This is a genomic window from Streptomyces wuyuanensis, assembly GCF_900103455.1.
GTDB lineage: Bacteria > Actinomycetota > Actinomycetes > Streptomycetales > Streptomycetaceae > Streptomyces > Streptomyces wuyuanensis.
Map to the genome: position 1 here is coordinate 1 of NZ_FNHI01000009.1, position 19790 is coordinate 19790.

The 19790-nt window shown below is 70.0% G+C and carries 16 protein-coding genes and 1 pseudogene; 9 read left to right on the forward strand and 8 right to left on the reverse strand.

Annotated features, from left to right (window positions below):
* The first annotated feature begins 52 nt into the window (after nucleotides 1-52).
* The 3 genes from BLT82_RS14650 to BLT82_RS14660 all read left to right on the forward strand — a co-directional run bounded on the left by BLT82_RS14650 (nucleotide 53) and on the right by BLT82_RS14660 (nucleotide 2395).
* Entirely contained in the window at nucleotides 53-817 is a 765-nt protein-coding gene (locus tag BLT82_RS14650; RefSeq protein ID WP_093654803.1) for a transposase family protein, read from the forward strand.
* A gap of 355 nt (nucleotides 818-1172) precedes the next feature.
* Nucleotides 1173-1946, forward strand: coding sequence for a pirin family protein (locus BLT82_RS14655; protein ID WP_455431873.1), 774 nt, complete (start codon nucleotides 1173-1175; stop codon nucleotides 1944-1946).
* 8 nt (nucleotides 1947-1954) lie between these two features.
* A complete protein-coding gene (locus tag BLT82_RS14660; protein ID WP_455431874.1) occupies nucleotides 1955-2395 on the forward strand; it encodes a transposase in 441 nt (146 codons plus the stop codon).
* Between the two features lie 21 nt (nucleotides 2396-2416).
* Here the strand turns inward: BLT82_RS14660 and BLT82_RS14665 are convergent, their stop codons facing one another.
* Nucleotides 2417-2872 (reverse strand): VOC family protein, encoded by a 456-nt coding sequence (locus BLT82_RS14665; protein ID WP_093654805.1) that lies wholly within the window; start codon nucleotides 2870-2872, stop codon nucleotides 2417-2419.
* Nucleotides 2873-3781: 909 nt separating this feature from the next.
* Between BLT82_RS14665 and BLT82_RS14670 the strand changes: the two genes are divergently transcribed.
* Nucleotides 3782-4051 (forward strand): hypothetical protein, encoded by a 270-nt coding sequence (locus BLT82_RS14670; RefSeq protein ID WP_093654807.1) that lies wholly within the window; start codon nucleotides 3782-3784, stop codon nucleotides 4049-4051.
* A gap of 154 nt (nucleotides 4052-4205) precedes the next feature.
* Here the strand turns inward: BLT82_RS14670 and BLT82_RS14675 are convergent, their stop codons facing one another.
* Entirely contained in the window at nucleotides 4206-5552 is a 1347-nt protein-coding gene (locus BLT82_RS14675) for a M64 family metallopeptidase (protein ID WP_244291974.1), read from the reverse strand.
* 140 nt (nucleotides 5553-5692) lie between these two features.
* Here BLT82_RS14675 and BLT82_RS14680 point away from each other — a divergent pair, with 140 nt between their 5' ends.
* The gene (locus BLT82_RS14680) at nucleotides 5693-7033 is read left to right on the forward strand and encodes a helix-turn-helix domain-containing protein (protein WP_093654811.1); all 1341 of its coding nucleotides are present in this window, start codon (nucleotides 5693-5695) and stop codon (nucleotides 7031-7033) included.
* Nucleotides 7034-7568: 535 nt separating this feature from the next.
* Here the strand turns inward: BLT82_RS14680 and BLT82_RS14685 are convergent.
* The 4 genes and pseudogenes from BLT82_RS14685 to BLT82_RS14700 form a co-directional block, all read right to left on the reverse strand.
* A complete protein-coding gene (locus BLT82_RS14685; protein WP_244291975.1) occupies nucleotides 7569-7949 on the reverse strand; it encodes a hypothetical protein in 381 nt (126 codons plus the stop codon).
* 708 nt (nucleotides 7950-8657) lie between these two features.
* A complete protein-coding gene (locus tag BLT82_RS14690; protein ID WP_093654813.1) occupies nucleotides 8658-10970 on the reverse strand; it encodes an FdhF/YdeP family oxidoreductase in 2313 nt (770 codons plus the stop codon).
* 273 nt (nucleotides 10971-11243) lie between these two features.
* Complete coding sequence (locus tag BLT82_RS14695) at nucleotides 11244-11522, reverse strand: hypothetical protein (protein ID WP_093654815.1); 279 nt, start codon at nucleotides 11520-11522, stop codon at nucleotides 11244-11246.
* A gap of 171 nt (nucleotides 11523-11693) precedes the next feature.
* Nucleotides 11694-12320: pseudogene (locus tag BLT82_RS14700) on the reverse strand (DUF1345 domain-containing protein).
* A 169-nt stretch (nucleotides 12321-12489) separates the two neighbouring features.
* Between BLT82_RS14700 and BLT82_RS14705 the strand changes: the two are divergent.
* Nucleotides 12490-13905, forward strand: a complete 1416-nt coding sequence (locus tag BLT82_RS14705; RefSeq protein ID WP_093654817.1) for a M1 family metallopeptidase — start codon at nucleotides 12490-12492, stop codon at nucleotides 13903-13905.
* Nucleotides 13906-14111: 206 nt separating this feature from the next.
* On the opposite strand, the gene BLT82_RS14710 is transcribed toward BLT82_RS14705, so the two are convergent.
* Complete coding sequence (locus BLT82_RS14710; RefSeq protein ID WP_093654819.1) at nucleotides 14112-15557, reverse strand: glyceraldehyde-3-phosphate dehydrogenase; 1446 nt, start codon at nucleotides 15555-15557, stop codon at nucleotides 14112-14114.
* 491 nt (nucleotides 15558-16048) lie between these two features.
* Here BLT82_RS14710 and BLT82_RS14715 point away from each other — a divergent pair, with 491 nt between their 5' ends.
* The 3 genes from BLT82_RS14715 (at nucleotide 16049) to ppk2 (ending at nucleotide 18560) form a co-directional block, all read left to right on the forward strand.
* Nucleotides 16049-16534 carry a DUF5709 domain-containing protein gene (locus BLT82_RS14715; RefSeq protein WP_093654821.1) on the forward strand — a complete coding sequence of 162 codons (486 nt, stop codon included), beginning with the start codon at nucleotides 16049-16051 and terminating at the stop codon, nucleotides 16532-16534.
* A 487-nt stretch (nucleotides 16535-17021) separates the two neighbouring features.
* Nucleotides 17022-17369 carry a ribosome maturation factor RimM gene (locus BLT82_RS14720; RefSeq protein ID WP_093654823.1) on the forward strand — a complete coding sequence of 116 codons (348 nt, stop codon included), beginning with the start codon at nucleotides 17022-17024 and terminating at the stop codon, nucleotides 17367-17369.
* A 234-nt stretch (nucleotides 17370-17603) separates the two neighbouring features.
* Entirely contained in the window at nucleotides 17604-18560 is a 957-nt protein-coding gene (gene ppk2 / locus BLT82_RS14725) for a polyphosphate kinase 2 (RefSeq protein ID WP_093655216.1), read from the forward strand.
* A gap of 21 nt (nucleotides 18561-18581) precedes the next feature.
* Here ppk2 and BLT82_RS14730 read toward each other — a convergent pair whose 3' ends face one another.
* Nucleotides 18582-19772, reverse strand: coding sequence for a phospholipase D-like domain-containing protein (locus BLT82_RS14730; protein ID WP_093654825.1), 1191 nt, complete (start codon nucleotides 19770-19772; stop codon nucleotides 18582-18584).
* Nucleotides 19773-19790 lie beyond the last annotated feature (18 nt).

Below are 19790 nucleotides of genomic sequence, written 5' to 3' on the forward strand. Positions count from 1 at the left end.
CCCTGGTAGATGGGTTTTCGACCAAGAGAACCGTCTCCACCAGAGGCTTCGCATGCTTGTCTACCCTTCGGGCGTCGACGTGTCCAGCTCTGCCCTGCGCTTTCTGTCCGCCCGTCTGCGGCAGCACCGTCGCGCGATCGGCTCCCGCTGGAGGCGTCTGAACCCCGGCCGCCAGGCCCTGCTCGCACTCGCCCACCTGCGGATGGGAAACACGTATGCCCAGCTCGCGGCCGGATTCGGTATCGGAACCACGACCGCCTACCGGTATGCCACCGAGGCTGTCGAACTCCTGGCAGGCCTCGCGCCCACCCTGGCCGACGCGATCCGGGTCGCGTCGACGAAGGCGTTCGTGATCCTCGACGGCACACTCCTGCCGACCGACCGCATCGCCGCGGACCGGCCCTTCTACTCCGGGAAACACAAGAAACACGGGATGAACCTGCAGGTCCTCACGGATCCCTTCGGCCGGCTGCTGTGGGCCTCGCCGGCCCTGCCCGGCGCCGTCCACGATGTCCGCGCGGCCCGCGAGCACGGCATCGTCGACGCCCTTGCCGCAGCCGACATCAAGTGCTGGGCGGACAAGGCATATCGGGGTGCCAGCGGGACCGTTCGCACCCCCTACTGGGGCCGCTGGGAAACCCTTTCCACCGGTCAGCAGGCCGTCAACCGGTCCCACGCGAAGATTCGCGCACTCGTCGAGCAGGCCATGGCCACCCTCAAATCCTGGCGGCTCCTCCGCAAGCTCCGGTGCTCGACCGCCCGCGTCACCAGCCTCGTCCGGGCCGTCCTCGCCCTGCATCTGGCCAGCTCAGAGTGAGGATGGAAAAGGCTCACTGTTTGTGATCAGGTACTCGACGCTACGGTGAAGCACCGCCGCCGATTGATCTCCTTCGGCCTGTAGGGTGGCAACGGTGTGGCCGGTGAACCTCGGCCCACGCAAGGCATTCCGGCCGCATGTGCGGTCCGCGAATCCGATTCCTCCGCCCTCCCGCCGAAGGCGAACGGGGCATGGTCCGGCAATCCGTGACCGTGCCCCCACAGCCCCGAGAGCGGTGACCGAGAACATCGTGCGGAGCCGCAAGCCGCGCTTCGTCCGTCAACTCGTCCGACCGTGTCGGTCCGGTGTCGACGACCTTACCCACCCGAACATCGCGAGAATGAGGATGCGTCCTGTGAGCAACACGGAGAAACGCCCGGCCGAGCCGGTGCATGCGGGCTCGGACCTGCTTGAGCGGAGTATCGAGGTCCTCACTTCGCGCGAGGTCCCATTGGGCGGCCCTCGTGCCATGACCGTACGGCGCACACTGCCCCAGCGGGCACGCACACCCGTCGGCGCCTGGTGCTTCGCCGACCACTACGGTCCCGACGATGTGGCGCTGACCGGCGGCATGCGGGTGGCGCCCCACCCGCACACCGGTCTGCAGACGGTGAGCTGGCTGTTCAGCGGCGAGATCGAGCATCGTGACAGCCTCGGCAACCAGGCGCTCGTCCGGCCCGGTGAACTGAACCTCATGACGGGCGGCTTCGGCATCTGCCACTCCGAGGTGTCGACCCAACGCACCACGTCGTTGCACGGCGTGCAGTTGCGGATCGCCCTGCCCGAGGCGCATCGCCACACGGCGCGGGACTTCCGGCACCACGTACCCGGCGTGGTGCCCCTGGACGGCGGAGAGGCACGTGTGTTCCTCGGTTCTCTCGCCGGCGACACCTCCCCCGTCCGGCGCTGGCAGCGGGACGGCACCTGGGCGAGGATCCTCACCCAGCTCCAGGCCGAGGCGGACGCGAAGGGCCTGATCACCTGGGAGGTCGACGTCGATTCCACCGTCTGCCGGGCCCACCAGCACGCCGCTGGGGCGGCGAAAAGGGGGACCTGCAGAAGGAACCACCCGGCGGGATCTTCGTCGAGCCGGCCGACCACGGCCTCGGACGCTCCCGCGGTGGACTGACCAGCAAGATCCATCTCGCGGTCGAGCAGGGGCAGAAGCCCTTGTCGGTCGTGATCACGGCCGGGCAGCGGGGCGACTCCCCGCAGTTCGAAGCGGTCCTGGAAGCCCTCCGGGTTCCGAGGCTGGGGCTCGGCAGGCCGCGCAAGCGCCCGGACCGGGTGCGGGCCGACAAGGCGTACGACTTTCGCAGCAACCGTTTCTACCTGCGCCGACGCGGGATCAAGGCCACGATCCCGGTCCCGGCGGACCGGGTCCGCAACCGCATCAAGCGCGGCTCGCGTGGCGGTCGGCCACCGAAGTTCGACAAGACCGATTACAAGCAGCGGCACGCGGTCGAGTGCGGGATCAACCGGCTCAAGCGCCACCGGGCCGTGGCCACCCGGTACGACAAACTCGCTGTCCGCTACGAAGCGACGGTGCTGGTCGCAGCCATCAACGAATGGTTGTGACCAGCACCGTCGCAACGGCCCTCAGACGACGTCGAATTCGTTTCCCTCGGGGTCCTGCATGGCGGCGGCGTAGAGCCCCATGTCCGGCTCATCCTTGATCCGCAGCACGGTGGCACCAGCTTTGACCAGCCGTTCCACCGTGGCCTTGACCCGCTGTGTGCGGACGTCCAGTGGGACGTCACGGCCCCCACCGACCTTCAGGTCGAAGTGCCACCGGTTCTTGGCGGCCTTCGGCTCCGGAACCTGCTGGAACCACACCCTCGGTCCACGTCCCGCGGGATCGATGATCGACTCCGGTATGTCCCCGGCACCGGCCGGCAACTCTGCCTCGGGCACCCCCACCGCCGCCCAGTAAGCACGCCACGTGGCGTGCCCGCCCGGCGCAGGCTCAGGCACGTAGCCCAGGGCCTCGGCCCAGAACGTCACCATTCTCTGCGGATCGGAGCAGTCGATCGTCAGCTGCACTGTCATCTCCATGCTCGGAGCATCCCAGGTAGGTCTGACAGACGATCCACTTTCACAACAGGCCCTAGTGGCACGGCCGCGCCAATCGCGTCCGCCCTTCTGACCGGGAGCGCACCGGTTCTGTGACGGCGTTGCCAGCAAGTTGTTGCCAATATCTCAGCCGTGTGAGCACCGGAGTACACGGTGTCACCTTGCATTTCCCTCACGGAGGGCTGATGACAGGGACGAAATCGGCCAATCGTCTGACGATCGCCGTTGCCGATGAATGTTGGGAGGGCTTGTGGTGACAGCGGTCTGCCACTGCTCACTCACCGCGAGGATGTTTCGGCGACCTCGAAGTCGACTCGCCCGGCGGTCCGTCGCCGGGCCGGGCCTGCAGTGTGCCGGTCGGGCGCCCGGTGAGCGGGGTCGGCGGGCCCTGGGCGACCTCCCGGCAACGATCGTCACCGGGCCGGGCCGTCCTGGGCTCGGCCCTGCCACTGCCGGCATACGCGGCGCCCGCGCCCCGGTGTCACAGCTCCCCCGGCTGTCCGGTCAATCCGGTTGTGCCTTGCACGAGTCCGTGCGAGCCCTCACGGCGGCGAAGGGAGCGAGTGTGTCCAGGAGACAGGGACCACCCATGCGTCCACGCGCCGCCTGCTCCCGGATACCGCCGGTGACCGCGCGGGCCCGGCCTTCGCCTCCGTTGACCGAAGGCTCACCGTCACCGTCCGGGCAGCGCCGCCTTCGTGCACGGCCCGGTGCGGACACCGGTATCGCGGAAAGGTCCGTACCGGCTTCCCCCATGGCCCACGTCCACGGCCCGGGACGATCACGGGCCGACCACACCGCTCGCGGCGGGGACGCGGCCGGCCCGCGTGCCGTCCGCCGCCGATCCGCACCGGTTCCCCACGACTCCCGGCTCGAGCCCAAGGAAGGCGCATGACTTCCCGAGACCCCGACCAACCCCCCGATCCTGCCGCCGCCGCCTTGCTGCTGGCGACCGAAGCCGCCCTGCTCGAGGGCCGACTGCGGATGCTTCGCGAGGCACTCGACACCGTCGACGCGCGCATGGAGGCGGTCTCCGACACCCTGCGCCGGCTGCGCGGCGCGGCGTCCGCCACCCATGCGGCGGACCGTGTGAACCGCCGCGGTGCGTCCGAGGGCGGCGATTCCGTCCCCTTCCCGCACGACGCACGCCCGGGCGGGTGAGACGTGTTCGCCGACGGCACGGAGTTGCGCGCCGGAGCCCGGACCCCGCGGACTCCGGCGGGAGGGACGCCCTCCGGAGAGCGGCCGCGCGGTCACGGCCGCGGAACCAGAGCCGTGATCCGCGCTGCCGCCAGAACCGTGATCAGCGCCGCGGTCAGAGCCGGACGTTCCAGCCGACCGTGGACCTGAGGGTCTTCGCGATCTCCGGATCGCGGACGGCGGGCGTACCGTTCTCGACGGTGACCGACAGCTTGTGCGTGCGCAGGTCGAGCAGCCACAGGAGCAGGTCCGACATCCGCACGCGGGTCTGGCCCGCGAGCGGCTTCAGCTCCCTGCCGTCCAGGTACCAGCGGACCCTCAGCGGACGTTCGCCGGCGCCCGTGAGCCTCGGGACGGAGACCCGCGCGGTGTCGCGCAGACGTAGCAGACGCTCCGTGGGCGTGACCGCGGTGACGAGCCGTGCGTGGCGGTGGAAGCCGGCGATCATCGCCTCGACGCCGGGCAGGTTGAACGGTTTGCCGAGCGAGCGCATCAGGGAGTCGTCGGTGGGCCGGTACAGCCCCGTGACGAAGTAGCCCCCGCCCTCGTACGTGCCGACCGTCCCGCCGTCGGGAGACTCCTCCCCCAGCCAGCGGTGCCACTTGGCGCGCTGCCCGGCCATGTCCCCGGCGGTCAGCACCGAGATGTTGGAATCGGCGACCTCGGGCCCCGCGTACTCCTCGAACCCGGGGTAGCCGGGGTAGAAGTACTCGTCGGCGAGCTTGCCGAGCGAGTGGCCGGTCTCGTGTATGGCGACCTGACCGGACTTCTCGTTGCCCGCCGAAGCGGTCGAGATGCCCTCGTAGCCCAGGGTCTCGCTCGGCTCGTTGTATCCCGCGCCCCCGTACTTGGCGCTGTTGGCGAGTACCACCACGAGGTCGGCCTCCGGCGCCTTCGCGACGTACTCGTCGACCTTGGCCTGGTCGACGCAGAGCAGCCGTTCGATGTCGTCGCACCAGAAGTAGGAGCCGAGGGCCGTGTCCCGTACGGCGTCGGGCCCCGGGTCGCCCGCGACGCCCGACTGGTTCGAGACGGCGTCGACCGTCCAGACGTTGAAGAGGCCCTGGTACGTCGTGTACGGCTCGACGGCGGCGAGTTCGGCCCACATCTCCTCGGCGTCGACGTGGAACCGGTCGAGTTCGTCGGCCGTGTAGCCGTCACCGATGACGACGATGTCCAGGCGATCGCCGGTGGAGCCGTTGTCGATCAGCTTGGTTACGGCGCCGTCCGCGGTCCGCTCCGCCGCGGAGAGCCTCGGGGAGGGCCGGTCCCGTCCGTCGCGCGGTACCCGCGTACGGCCCGACCCGGCGGCGTCGCCGTGCTCGGGTCCCGGGATCTCCACCTCGACGCCCGATCCGGTGGTGTCCACCGGATCGGCGGCGGCACCGGGCGCGGCCAGCACCGCCGTGAGAACGGCGGCGGCACCGGCCGTCGCCATGACCCTGCGGCAAACCGAGCGCATGGAAGCCTCCCCCTGTCACCGGAATCAAGTATCCGAACAAGCACGTTTAACGGAGTGCTTAAACTAGGCGTGGGCGAGGAAGCTGCGCAATGGTCTACTACCCCTGAATAATGGGGACTTCGAGCAACCCAGGGGATCCGATGGACGAACCGGCCGAGATCGGCCGCCGAGTGCAGCGGCTGCGCGCGCACCTCGGCCTGACGCAGCGTCAGCTTGCCGAGCCCTCGTACACCCCCGCCTACATCTCCACCCTCGAGGCGGGGAAGGTGCGGCCGTCCGAGACGGCGCTGCGCTTCCTCGCCGACCGGCTCGGCACGTCCTTCGAGGAGCTCTCCACCGGCCGCCCCGCCCATCTCGCCACCGAACTCCGGCTCGCCCTCACCGACGCCCAGCGCGAGCTGGCCACCGGCTCCGCCGAGCAGGCCGCCGTGGGCTACCGCCGGCTCCTCACCGACGCCGAGCACCTGGAGCTCCCCGCCGAACAGGCAGAAGCACTGCTCGGGCTCGGCGAATGCGCGCTGGAGACGGGACAGCTGGACAACGCGAGAAGGCACTTCGAGGCGGCGGAACGGCTCCTCGGCGACGAACCGCTGCCCCGCCGGGCGCGCGCGGTCCGGGGACGCGCCGTCGCGCACCTGCTCGCCGGTGAACTGCGCTATGCCTGCTACCTCCTCGAAGCCACGATCGACGAGCTGAACGGGAGCGGTCTGGCCGATCCCGAGGCCCTCGTCCTGCTGTACGCGGCCATCATCGGTCCGTACATCGACATGGGCGCCCACGCCCGCGCGGCCCATGCCGCCGAACTCGCCCTGGCCCTGGCCCCGCAGGTCGACGATCCGGCGCTGGTCGCGGGGATGCACCGGCAGGTGGCCCGCACCTTCCTCGCGGAGGGCCGCACGGCCGATGCCGACGCCTCCCTCGCAAAGGCGCAGACCATCTACCGGCAACTGCGGCTGCGGACCGATCTGGCGCACTGCCACTGGATGCGCGGATACGTCCAGGCGCAGGACGGCGAACTGGACCTCGCCGAGCAGGAACTCCGGACCGCACGGGACATGCTGACCGCCAAGCGTGCCGTGCTCTTCGCCGCCCAGGTGGAAGTCGAACTGGCCGATGTGCTGCGACGCCTGGGACGGCTCGACGAGGCTGCCGAGCTGCTCACCGCACTGCTCGAACTGGGCGACCAGCACGGCGCGGTGCACGCGGGCGGAGCGCACCGCCTGCTCGGGCTGATCTCGGAGGAACGCGGCGACGCCGATGTCGCCGAGGAGCACTACGTCCTGGCCCTGGGGCTTCTCGAACGCAGCGGGGCCAGCGGAGACCTCGCCGATCTGTGCCGGCTCCTGGGCGACCTGCTGCGACGCGGCGGCCGCACGGAGGCCGCGCTGGACGCCTACCGGACGGGCCTGGGCCATCGCGCGGCGCCGGGCACGACGACCCTGGGACCCGCCCCGGCGGCGCCGTCGTTCCTGCAGCGCTGAGGCGCCGGTCCGGGGATCTCCGCCTGTCCGGCGAGTGACAGGGCGCCGCACGGTGGCCGAGCGGTCGTAGAACCACCGGCCGCGGACGCCGGCATGCGCTGTTCCTCGCACCGGCAGGCCCGCCGACATGGCTCCGGGCGCCACCGACGGGGGATGCGGTGACGCCCGGACCACTCCACCCGCTCGGCTCTACGCAGCAGGTGTCGATGCGCTTCGGACGCTCTCACGGGGATCGTGCGAACGGCGTCCGGAACGCTGTGATCAGCCTACCAAACATTGTGCCCGCCGCGCACGCACCCCGGTCGCCGGTCAACACGTTGTCGGGGACAGTGTCATTTCAGCTGCCTCGCCGGCCCAACACACTCGGGGCTGAGCTGTGGCGTCGCTGCCCTGCGTGCGCGAACCACTACGCCCACCGCCCCGCCCGGGAAGTCGGTGGCATGACGCAATAGTGTGTACTGCGGCGTCGTGCGGGCGGTGCCGAGCCCGACCGGCCACGAGATGAGTACGGATGCCGCACCCGTCGGCCGGTCGGTCAGCCGATGCCGCTCAGGAGCAGCACACCGCACACGCCCGCCATCACCATGCCGACGAGAGTCGTCACGGCGTACGCGGCCCGGCGCAGTCGCGCGTAGCGCCTGGCGTGGTGCCGCTCGATCGAGGTGAAGTGCTCGGTGATGTGCCGTCTCATCTTCCGGCAGAGCTGGAGCTGCTCCTCCACGTACCACCACTCGATCTCGGTCCTCTGCGCCTCGCTCAGCCCGGCGACGCGTCCGGCGAACGCGGCGGCCCGGCGGCAGGCGGCGCGGCGGTGGGCTTCCCAGTACAGAAATGCTTCGGTGCCGGTCGGGCCGGGTGCGTACTCGTCGCTGGCGTCCACCAGGTCCTCCAGGTGGTGTGAGTCGTCGGTGTGCACCAGAGTGCGGGGCGCGTCACAACGCGCCGGGAGGGGCGAAACGTGTGCGCTCAGGTGCAGCATCACAACGGCCGAACCGGTCCGCCGAGCAGGAGCGAGATGACGTTCGAAGTGGCCCACCTGATCCCTCGGAAACACTATATCTCGCTCCCGTACAGAAGCGGAGCGGGGTACGTGCATTCTGCACACATGTCGCTGACAACGCGCTGAGCTGGTGTTTTCTCGCTTCACAATCCATCGGCGCCCGATTGCGTGCAGGCCCGAAGTCACGGCACCGATCGACGGCACGCCACGTGCCGAGAAACAATGTCACACTGTTTCTCTCCCCCCGCCGTGATGCACAGTCATACGAGACCTCCGGTTTCGGAACGCGTCGTCCGTGGTGGTTGCCGCACGGCCGGCAAGGGCGGAACGCCTGCGCGTCTCGAACCGGCCGATGCAGGAGACAGCGCCGCTGTGGAGCATTTCGTTCCACATGGGGCGATCTCTTCGGATCGGTCATGTTCTCGCGTTCAGGTGAGGAGCGGCGCCTCCGGCTTCGGCAACGGCTGGGCCGTCACGGTCCGGCGGGAGCAGTTCGGGGCGCCTCGGTGACCGGGCGCGGCGGTCAGGCGTCCCGCGCCGGAGGATGCCCGGACACAACCGAACTACGCCGGGGCGACACGCCGCGAGAGGACGTCCGCTCCGGCGGCCGTTTCCCGCGGGCCTTCAGGCGGCGGGGGCCACGGTGACCCTGACGTGCTTCATGAGCGGCTGGTCGCTCTGGGTGCTGTAGTCGCAGATCGCGCACAGCACGTTCATCTCCGGCATGTAGCCGGCCGCGCAGCCGCGGGGAATGTCGTAGGGGACGGCGAGGTAGCCGCTGAGACGGCGGTGGCTGCCGTCTTTGGCGGTGCTGGTGATGTCGACGGGATCGAACTCGGAGATGCCGCGCTCGCGCATGTCGTCCTCGTTCATGAAGACGAGCGTGCGCAGGTTCCTGACGCCCCGGTAGCGGTCGTCGTCCGAGTAGATCGTCGTGTTCCACTGGTCGTGTGAGCGCATGGTGCCCAGCGCGAGAGTGCCGCGGTCGGGAACCACGTCGGGCAGGGGCGCGGTGGAGAACTCCGCGCGTCCCGACGGCGTGAGGAAGACCAGTTCGCGGGCGGGCTGCTTGATCCGGAAGCCGAGCGGCAGGCGCACACGGCGGTTGAAGTCCTCGAAACCGTCCAGGACCCGGGCCATGGTGTCGCGGACGCGATCGTAGTCCTCGATGTACCACTCCCAGGGCGTGGAGCTGTCAGGGAGGGCCGCGCGGGCGATCCCGGCGACGATCGCGGGCTCGGACAGCAGACGCTTCGAGGCGGGACGCTTCATGCCCACGGACAGGTGGACCATGCTCATCGAGTCCTCGACCGAGGTGCTCTGGATTCCGTGGCGCTGGTGGTCCTTCTCGGTGCGGCCCAGGCACGGGAGGATGAGGGCCCGGCGGCCGTGGACGAGATGGCTGCGGTTGAGTTTGGTGCTCACCTGCACGGTGAGGTCGCACTTGCGCAGTGCTTCCCAGGTGTACGGGGTGTCCGGCGCGGCGAGGGCGAAGTTGCCGCCCATGCCGACGAAGACCTTCACGTCGCCGCGTCGCATCGCCTCGATGGTGCCGACGGTGTCCAGGCCGTGGGCGTGTGGTGGGTCGATCCCGCAGACGTCGGCGAGGCGCCTCAGGAAGTCCTCGGCGGGGCGGTGGTCGATGCCGCACGTGCGGTTGCCCTGGACGTTGCTGTGGCCCCGTACGGGGGACGGTCCTGCTCCCTCGCGCCCCAGGTTGCCGCGCAGCAGCAGGACGTTGACGATCTCGCGGACGGTGTCGACACCGTGTTCGTGCTGGCTGATGCCCAGGCACCAGCTGACGATGCTCCGGTCGGCGTCGTGGTACACGCGCGCCGCCTTGAGGATGTCCTCGCGGTCGACGCCGGACTGACGCTCGATCTCGCTCCAGGGGGTCTCCTCGCACAGGGCCCGGTACGCGTCGAACCCCGCTGTGTAACGGTCGACGAACTCCTGGTCGAGGGCTTTGGGGTCGCTCTTCGCCTGCTCCAGGACCGCCTTGGAGATGCCGCGCAGCAGGGCCATGTCACCGCCGATGCGCGGCTGCAGGTTCAGGGTGCTGGTACGCGTCGGCTTGAACAGGGCCATGTCCGTGAAGTCGTGCGGCACGATGGTGCGGGTGGCGGCCGCCTCCACCAGCGGATTGATGTGAACGATCTGGGCGCCTCGGTGGTACGCCTCGGCCAGCGCGGTGAGCATTCTGGGCGCGTTGGAGGCGGCGTTGACGCCCATGATGAACAGCGCGTCGGTGGTCTCCCAGTCCTTGAGGTCGACGGTGCCCTTGCCCGTGCCCAGTGATGCCTGCAGCGCACGTCCGCTGGCCTCGTGGCACATGTTGGAGCAGTCCGGCAGGTTGTTCGTCCCCAGCTCCCTGGCAAGCAGCTGGTAGAGGAACGTGGCCTCGTTGCCCAGACGGCCGGAGGTGTAGAACGACGCCTGGTCGGGGTGGTCCAGTTCGCGCAGGGCGGTGCCGGCCAACTCGAAGGCGTCGTGCCAGGCGATCGGGACGTAGTGGTCCGATTCCGGGTCGTAGACCATCGGTTCGGTGAGCCGGCCCTGGTCCTCCAGGTCGAAATCGCTCCAGCCGAACAGTTCCGTCACCGAGTGGGCGGCGAAGAACTCCGCTCCGACCCGCTTGTGGGTCATCTCCCAGGTGACGTGCTTGATGCCGTTCTCGCAGATGTCCAGGCGCAGGCCCTTGGTGTCGTCCGGCCACGCGCATCCCGGGCAGTCGAAGCCGGTGTTCTCGTGGTTCATCCGCATGATCGCGCGTGGACCGTCGACCAGGGCACGCTCGCGGAACAGCACACGGCCCACGCTCTTGGCGGCGCCCCAGCCCGCGGCGGGGTGCTGGTACGGGCGGAAGTGCGGTTCCTCCGCGGGTACGGGCCCTACGCGGGGCGCCGGCCCATCCCGGCCGTCATCGGAGGCATTCACGGTCTCACCCCTTACGCCACCGGGGCGTGGGCGGAAAGTCGGCACTCGTTCCAGGCTATGCCGGTGGGTCACACGATGCCATGCGGACGGAAACGGACCGCGCCACCGACGGACGGGGGCGGCGACCCGCCTCCCGGGGCAGCCCCAACGCGCCGACGGCATCGGACTGTGCGTGCCGCCGGGGGGTAGGGCCTGCCCCGGTGTGGGCGACGAGGCCGATCCGGCAGCGGGGCTGGTCCTGCGAACGTGCCTGTTGTCCGGCCGGGCTCGGCCTCAGCGCTCGTACCGGGTCGGCGGGTAGGGGTCGCGGTCCTTCTTCGCCGCTTCGCCCGTCGGGAGTTCGCCCGCGTCCACCTCACGGTCGATCTCGTCCTGCGCCGCCCGGTACTCGGCTTCCGGGTCCTCCGGCGCCCGCGCGGGCAGACCCGCTTCCTCCCGGTCGCGCACCGTGCGCTGTTCGAGTTCGTCCTCGTCGGGCCGCCGGGGCATTCCCCTGCTGTGACCGTGGTCCGGGTCGCCCTCGACCGCTCTGTTCGGCTTGTGGTGCGTCATGCGTAAGCCCTCCTTCCGGCGCACACCCGGGCGCCCGTCGTACGCGTGCGCCCGATGTGTCGCTCTTCTCATCCTGCGCGTCGTCGGCCGACTCGTCATCCGTACCGCCCGCGCCCCGGTTCAAGAGGGCCGTCGCCGGAATGCGCGGGCCCGTGTGAATGCCGACCGTCGTCAGCCGCCGACGATTCCCACGACGAGGTTGATGGCGGTGGCGAGAATGCTGGTGCCGAAGAGGTACGACAAGAGCGGGTGCCGCAGCACGATCGCGCGGATCGTCGAACTCGAGACGTTGGTGTCGGAGACCTGGTAGGTCATGCCGAGGTTGTAGCCGAAGTAGAAGAAGTCCCGCTACGCCGGCGGGTGTTGTGAATTGAAGTCGATTCCGCCCGCGTTCTCGTAGTACACGTAGGCGTATCGAGTGGCGTACATCGGGTGCAGGGCGGCCCAGGCCGTGAACACACCGCACAGTGCGGTCGCGGCGTGTGCGGTGTCGGACTCGCCGCGCAGGAGCAGCAGCACGATCGCGACGAGTCCGCAGAGGGACACCGCGACGACGGCGAGTTCCTCCGTGACGGGCCGGAAGTCCTCGCGTCGCGCGTTGAGGTGCGTGGAGGCGGCGTCCATCGGCCACAGCACGGCCCAGCCGGCCAGGACGAACAGCAGTTGGGAGACGGCGATACCGGCCAGCACACCCAGCTCAGGATCGGTCGACAGCCCGACGCAGACACCGGCCACGGCTCCGAGGGCCACCACGCCTGCGAGGCGGGGTGCCGAATCCAGCGGTACCCAGCGGCTCATACACGACCACGGTAGTCCGGCCGCCCCCGCGCGGCCCGGCGAAGCACGAGGCCCCGCGGTCGCCCCGGCTCGGCCCGGTGGAACGTGACGCCTGGGGGCGGTGACGGTCGCCGGGGTCCCGTCGCGACTGCGGTGGAAGATTGAACTTTCGCCCCATATCATCGCATTTGTGTATCCGCGGTTCGCTCTTCGCAGCCTGGCTCCGGCCGCCGCCGCCCTGATCGTCCTCGGCGGCGCGCCCGTGACCGGCGCGGCCGAGGACCACACCGGAACCCACGGCACTCCGGGCGCCGCGGGTGCGCGCGACCCCTACTTCCCCACTCTGGGCAACGGCGGATACGACGTCCGGCACTACGCGCTCACGATCGACTACGGACCGGAGTCGCACGTGCTCACCGGCACCGCGGAGATCACCGCGCGCGCCGGCCAGGACCTCAGCGCCTTCAATCTCGACCTCCACGGCCTCACCGTGCGCTCCGCGGCCGTCGACGGGGCGCCCGCCGGCGTCACCCGGGCGGGCGACGAACTGACCCTCCGCCCCGCCCGCGACGTCCGCAGGGGCGACACCTTCCGCGCCGTGGTCCGCTACGGCGGAACGCCGGGCACGCTCACCGATTCCGACGACACCCGCGAAGGCTGGCTGCGAACCGCGGACGGCGCGATCGCGCTCGGGCAGCCGAAGGGCTCCATGACCTGGTTCCCGGGCAACCACCACCCCGGCGACAAGGCGACGTACGACATCTCCGTCACGGTCCCCGAGGGGCTTTCCGCCGTCTCCAACGGAGAGTTGCGTTCCCAGCGCCCCACCGCCGACGGCAGGCGCACCACGTTCGCCTGGCATTCCGCACAGCCCATGGCGACGTATCTCGCCACCGTCGGCATCGGTGCGTACGAGATCACGCGGTCCCGGCCCGGGGCGGCCGGAGTGCCCGTGCACACCGCGGTGGACAAGACGGTCGCCCCGCGCGTCGGCGAGTTGGTGAACCGCGTCCCCGAGCTCACGGAGTGGTCCGTGCGGAAGTTCGGCCCGTACCCCTTCTCCTCGACCGGCGTGATCGTCGAACGCGAGGGCGACGCGGACTACGCACTGGAGACGCAGAGCCGCTCCGTCTTCACGGAGGACTCGTTCGACGCGGCGACGCTCGTGCACGAACTGGCCCACCAGTGGTACGGCGACTCCGTCACGCCCAGGACGTGGCGGGACGTCTGGCTGAGCGAGGGCTTCGCGACCTACGCGGAGTGGCTCTACCTGGAGGAGTTCGAGGACACTCCCGTCCGCGCGAGCTTCGAGGACGCTTTCGACTCCGAGGACAACTGGGCCTTCCCGCCCGCCGACCAGCCCGAGGCCGGGCAGCTCCTCGGGGACCCGGTCTACGAACGCGGCGCGATGACGCTGCAGAAGGTCCGCGAGGCGGTCGGCGACGCCACGTTCTTCTCCGTCCTGCGCGGCTGGGCACGGACCCACCGCCACGGGAACGCCTCCACGCACGACTTCACGGCGTACGTGGAGCGGGAGTCGGGCAAGGACCTCGGCGCACTGTGGGACGTCTGGCTCTACGGTGACGGCCGGCCGGAGAGGCCCTGACGGCCCGCGCGACGGCGCTGCCGGGGCCGTGTCCGGCAAACAGCGCCGCCGTCCGCCCGCAGGGCGGAGCGGGATTCGTCCGACACGGCCTGGCCGACCGGAAACGACTGTCCCGGAGGGCGGAGTACTCCGCCCTCCGGGACACGGATCGGTCCGTCCCACGGCCCGGATGTCCGGGGCAGGACGACCGGGTCAGATCACGGCGGTCAGGCGACCGGCGCCGGGTAGGTCGGGTACTCCACGCCGGAGACGTGCTGGACGACACGGATCACCTGGCACGAGTAGCCGAACTCGTTGTCGTACCAGAGGTAGAGGATCGCGTTGTCGCCGTCGACCTTCGTGGCCCCGGCGTCGACGATCGACGCGTGGCGCGAGCCGATGAAGTCGTTGGAGACCGCGTCGGGGGCTGTGATGAAGTCGATCTGGCGCTTGAGCGGCGAGGTCAGCGACACATGGCGGAGGTAGTCCAGGACTTCCTCGCGGGTGGTCTCGCGGCCGAGCCGCAGGCTGAGGATCGCGATCGAGACGTCCGGGACCGGGACGCGGATCGAGCTGCCGGTGATCGGCGCCTTGAGGTCGGGCAGCGCCTTGGCCACCGCCGAGGCGGCGCCGGTCTCGGTGATGACCATGTTGAGCGGCGCGGAACGGCCGCGGCGGTCGGCCTTGTGGTAGTTGTCCAGCAGGTTCTGGTCGTTGGTGAACGAGTGGACGGTCTCCACGTGGCCGCGCAGGACACCGTACTCGTCCGCCATGGCCTTCAGCGGCGGGACGATCGCGTTGGTGGTGCAGGAGGCGCAGGACAGGATCTGCTCGTCCGGCTTGATCGTGTCGTGGTTGACGCCGTGCACGATGTTCGGGACGTCGCCCTTGCCGGGGGCGGTCAGGACGACCTTGTCGATGCCGGGGCGGAGGTGCGTCGACAGGCCCTCGCGGTCCCGCCACTTGCCCGTGTTGTCGATGAGGATGGCGTCCTTGATGCCGTACGCCGTGTAGTCGACCTCCGACGGGTCGCCCGCGTAGATGACCTTGATCTCGTTGCCGTTGGCGATGATCGTGCTGTTCGCCTCGTCGACGGTGATCGTGCCCTGGAACTGGCCGTGGATCGAGTCCCGGCGCAGCAGCGACGCACGCTTGACGATGTCCTGCTCACCGCCCCGGCGGACGACGATGGCGCGCAGCCGCAGACCGTTGCCGGAGCCGGCCTTCTCGATGAGCAGGCGGGCGACGAGCCGGCCGATGCGGCCGAAGCCGTAGAGCACGACGTCGCGCGGCTGACGGCGCTCGATCTTGTTGTCGCCGGTGGCGCCCGCGACGGCCTCCGCGGTGAACTCCTCCACCGAGAGACCGCGGTCGTCCGTCCGGTACGTCGCGGCGAGCATGCCGATGTCGATCTGGGAGGGCCCCAGATCGAGCGCGGCGAGGGCCTGCAGGAAGGGCAGCGTCTCGGTGACCGAGAGCTCCTCACCGGCGATCTGGCGGGCGAAGCGGTGGGTCTTGAGGATGCTGACCACCGACTTGTTCACCAGGGAGCGGCTGTGCAGCAGGACGGTGACGTCCCGCTCACGGTGCAGCTTCCCGATGATCGGGATCATCGACTCCGCGATCTCCTCGCGATGCTTCCAGTTTGTGAACGAGTCCTCGTTGACAGTCACAGATTTATCTTTCGAGCTAGGCGGTGCTCATATGCTAACCCGCTCCTCATCTGATCCTTCAGAGGGTCCCGTTCGGGAGCACGGGGCCACCGCTGATCCCCCGAAGCACCGGCTATCACCGGGGAAATACCGGCGCATTCCTGCCGATTCCGGTTCGGGGCACCGCCCTGGGCGCCGGCGACCCCACCCGGCCACGGCCACCGCACCCCGGACCTCGGCGGCCTCGCCGTCGGCGCGCGGCCGCTCACCCGGCGGGCACCCACCGTGCGGCACCGGCGACGCCGTGAGATCGACAGGCCGTCGGGCGTGACCTTGCCTAGGCTTGCGCATAGGGCACGGAAACCGCGTGGACCTCGGCAGGACGGACCGTGCGCTCCGCGCCCGGACAGCGGAATCACCCAAGACGGGCCACTGAGCCGTGAACGACGAGCAGGCGCTCTGACCGGAGTGCACGTCCTCCGCAGATCGGAGCTCCGCGGAGCGAGAAGACCATGAGCGAAGACAGGGCGGACGACGTCTACCAACCGGTGGGTGGCAACGAGGAACAGGGGGACGCGGCCCACTTGGACCTCGAGGACGCCCTGGACGAGCCGGACTACGACGAGATCCTCGACCAGGGCTACTCCCCGCCCGAGAGGCCGTTCGGCGTGAACAAGGTCGGTACGACGGGCGCGGAGCAGCGCGAGGGAGAGACGCTCGACCAGCGGCTGGCCGAGGAACTCCCCGAGGTCGCGGCGGACGACTGGGACGGCATCGGCGACCTCCCGGGCGGCGAGGGCGAGCCGATCGACGACGAGGTCGGCTCCTGGCGCGCGGGGCGACTCGTCGCCCCCGACGAGGGAACCCGACCGGACACGGACAAGCAGCTCTACGCCTCCGACGTGGGCATCGACGCCGGAGCCGCCGGCGCGGAGGAGGCGGCCGTGCACGTGGTGTTCGAGGAGGACAGCGGCGAGCCGCCCGACGACGAGCTGTGACAGGGCGAGTACGAGAACCGAAGTGCCCGGTGGGCGATTTCCGCCCCTGCCCTGCGGCCCGGGCGGGCCGTCCGGCCGCGGCGCCAGGCGGAGCGGTCGGACGTCGCGGACCAGCCGGACCTCGTGGACCAGCCGGACGTCGTAGACCAGCCGGACGTCGCCGACCCGTCTGACGTCTGGACCGGTCGGACGTCGTAGACCGGTCGGACCTCGGGGACCGTCGGACGTACGCGTCATGCCGGAGGCCACACGACCGGATGGCATCCTCCGGTCGGCGGGTCGGCGGCAGGGCTCCCGTCCCCCGCCCCCTCCACGCGCTCACTCACCCGCTCCGAGCCCGCCCTCACCCGCCTCCCCGCCGGGCCGCTATGTGTGACGCCCGGAAAGGGGGGCAAGCGGATGGCCGGGGACGGGAAAGCGAGTTTCATCCCGGTATTCCCGTCCGCCCAGGAAGATGCCGGGAAACATCGCGAGGTGAGGAGCACCGGTGAGCGAGCACATGTGGGCCTACGTACCGACCAGCGGGCACAACCGCGACGACGACCTGACGGGTTATCGGGTGGAGGCGACCGACGGGGACATCGGCAAGGTCGACAAGCACTCCAACGAGGTCGGCTCCCAGTACATCGTCGTCGACACCGGGGTGTGGATCTTCGGCAAGGAGGTGCTGCTGCCGGCCGGCACCATCACGATCGTCGACCACGACGAGAAGCGGATCATCGTGTCCCGCACGAAGGACGAGATCAAGGCCGCGCCGGAGTTCGACAAGGACAAGCACCTCGGCGACCCGGCCTACCGCGACCAGTTGGGCGGGTACTACAGCTCGGGCCACTGAGCCGCCGGACGGCACGGCCCGCCGGGCACGCCCCGTACGCTCGGGGCGTGCCCGGCGGGGTTCGCACGTAGGGACAAATCGGAGGAGGGACGATCGGGTCCCGGACGCCGGAGAGGAGCACATGCCGTGGGACGGGAGAGTCACGAGGCCTCCGCGGCCGCACGGGCGGCGGAGGCGCGCGAGCCGGGGGCCGCGGCGGAACGGCGGGCTCGGGACGGATCCGACGCCCCGGCGATGGAGACCGGGGCGGACACCGCGCTGCTGCGGGGTCTGCGGATCGACGACGCCCGCCCCGAGCAGCCGGTCCTGCTCGACGGCGACGGCACGCCGATCGACACCTGGCGCGAGAACCACCCCTACGACCGCAAGCTGAGCCGCAAGGCGTACGAGCGCGAGAAGCGGGTGCTGCAGATCGAACTGCTGAAGCTGCAGAAGTGGGTCCGGGACACCGGCCGGCGCATGGTCGTCGTGTGCGAGGGCCGCGACGCGGCGGGCAAGGGCGGCACGATCAAGCGCTTCACCGAGCGCCTCAATCCGCGTGGCGCGCGCGTGGTGGCCCTGGACAAACCCACCGAACGGGAGGCCGGTCAGTGGTACTTCCAGCGGTACGTCTCCCATCTCCCCGCGGCCGGCGAGATCGTCTTCTTCGACCGCTCCTGGTACAACCGGGCGGGCGTGGAACGTGTCATGGGCTTCTGCACCCCCGAGGAGTACCGGCACTTCCTCGCCCAGGCACCGGTCTTCGAGCAACTGCTCACGGACGACGGCGTCATGCTCGTGAAGTTCTGGTTCTCGGTGTCCCGCGGTGAGCAGCGCACGCGGTTCGCGATCCGTCAGGTCGACCCCGTGCGCCGGTGGAAGCTCTCCCCCACCGACCTCGCGTCGCTGGACCGGTGGGACGACTACACCCGGGCGAAGGTCGACATGTTCCGGCAGACCGACACGCCCCATGCTCCGTGGACCGTGGTGAAGAACAACGACAAGCGGCGCGGCCGGCTGGAGGCGATGCGTCATCTGCTGCTCCGGGCCGACTACGCGGACAGGGACCCGGAGGCCGTCGGGAAGGCGGACCCGCTCATCATCGGTGCCGCGGACACCCTGCTGGAGCGAGGCGAGAAGCCGGCCGATCTGACCCCCACTCCCCTGGCTCCGCACGACGACGGGCCGGGCAACCATCCCGCACGACGGTGACCTTCCCGGACGGCCCCGCCCCTAGAGGAACCGCCGGATCGGTGCGACCGACGCCTCCTTGACGCGCTGGAGGGCTGCGCGCCGCTTCCAGCGCGCGAGATCGATGTCCACGCTGTGCTCGACGTCCTCGTCGTAGTGGGCGTCGAGGGTTGCGGTGAAGGACTCGTCGAGGATGGCGAGCATCACCTCCTCGTCGTGGTCCATCGAGCGCCGGTTGAAGTTGGTGGACCCGATCAGGGACGCCACCGAGTCCACCGTCATGACCTTGGCGTGCATCATCGTGGGCTGGTACTGCCGGATGCGCACCCCCGCTTCGAGCAGCGTCGTGTAGTGGTGCTGGCCCGCGAGCTGGCAGGCGCGCTGGTCGGTGTGCGGTCCGGGAAGGAGGATCTCCACGAGCACACCGCGGCGCGCGGTCCGGCACAGCAGGTCGACGAAGAACTCGTCGGGCGCGAAGTACGCGGTCGCCAGGCGGAAGCGCCTCTCGGCGGAGGTGAGCATGACCCGGATCAGCGTCTGCATGTCCTGCCAGCCGATGCTGGCGGAGCCGCGGACCACCTGCACCACGGAGTCGCCGTGCTGGGTGTGCTCGGCGAACCGGTCGTGCTCGTCGTACATCTCGTCGTGGCACTCGGCCCAGTTCTGGGCGAAGGCCGCCGCGATGCCGTCCACGGCCGGTCCGCGCAGCTTGACGTGCGTGTCGCGCCATTCGCCCGGGTTGCGGGCGTCTCCGCACCATTCCTGGGCGATGCCCACTCCACCGGTGAACGCGGTGTGCTCGTCCACGATCAGTGCCTTGCGGTGGCAACGGTGGTTCTGCTTGAACGGGGACAGCCAGACGGGCTTGCGGAACCAGGCGACCTGTACGCCCGCGTCGTGCATGGCGTTCAGAAGGTCCTGCTCGATCTCCTTCGCACCGAATCCGTCGAGCAGCAGCCGTACGCGCACCCCGTCGCGCGCCCGGTCGGCGAGCACACCGGCGAAGTCGCGGGCGATCTGGCCCCGCCAGTAGACGAACGTCATCATGTCGACGGTGTGCTCCGCGGAGCGGATCGCGTCCAGCATCGCGGGGAATATCTCCTGCCCGTTGCGCAGCGGCACGAGCTCGTTCCCCTCGGTCGCAGCCACGCCGATCAGCCGCTCGAGTCTGCGTCGCAGCCGCTGTACGGCGGCGTTGGGGGCGGCGGGGCGTACGGCGTCATCGAGTGTCACTGGCGTCTCCGGGCAGCG

What these genes read in the sequence shown, in the direction of transcription:
- BLT82_RS14695 (WP_093654815.1), bottom strand. Translation starts at nt 11,522, where the DNA reads ATGACGCACCACAAGCCGAACAGAGCGGTCGAGGGCGACCCGGACCAC.
- BLT82_RS14650 (WP_093654803.1), top strand. Translation starts at nt 53, where the DNA reads ATGCTTGTCTACCCTTCGGGCGTCGACGTGTCCAGCTCTGCCCTGCGC.
- BLT82_RS14665 (WP_093654805.1), bottom strand. Translation starts at nt 2,872, where the DNA reads ATGGAGATGACAGTGCAGCTGACGATCGACTGCTCCGATCCGCAGAGA.
- BLT82_RS14670 (WP_093654807.1), top strand. Translation starts at nt 3,782, where the DNA reads ATGACTTCCCGAGACCCCGACCAACCCCCCGATCCTGCCGCCGCCGCC.
- BLT82_RS14680 (WP_093654811.1), top strand. Translation starts at nt 5,693, where the DNA reads ATGGACGAACCGGCCGAGATCGGCCGCCGAGTGCAGCGGCTGCGCGCG.
- ppk2 (WP_093655216.1), top strand. Translation starts at nt 17,604, where the DNA reads ATGGAGACCGGGGCGGACACCGCGCTGCTGCGGGGTCTGCGGATCGAC.
- BLT82_RS14675 (WP_244291974.1), bottom strand. Translation starts at nt 5,552, where the DNA reads ATGCGCTCGGTTTGCCGCAGGGTCATGGCGACGGCCGGTGCCGCCGCC.
- BLT82_RS14715 (WP_093654821.1), top strand. Translation starts at nt 16,049, where the DNA reads ATGAGCGAAGACAGGGCGGACGACGTCTACCAACCGGTGGGTGGCAAC.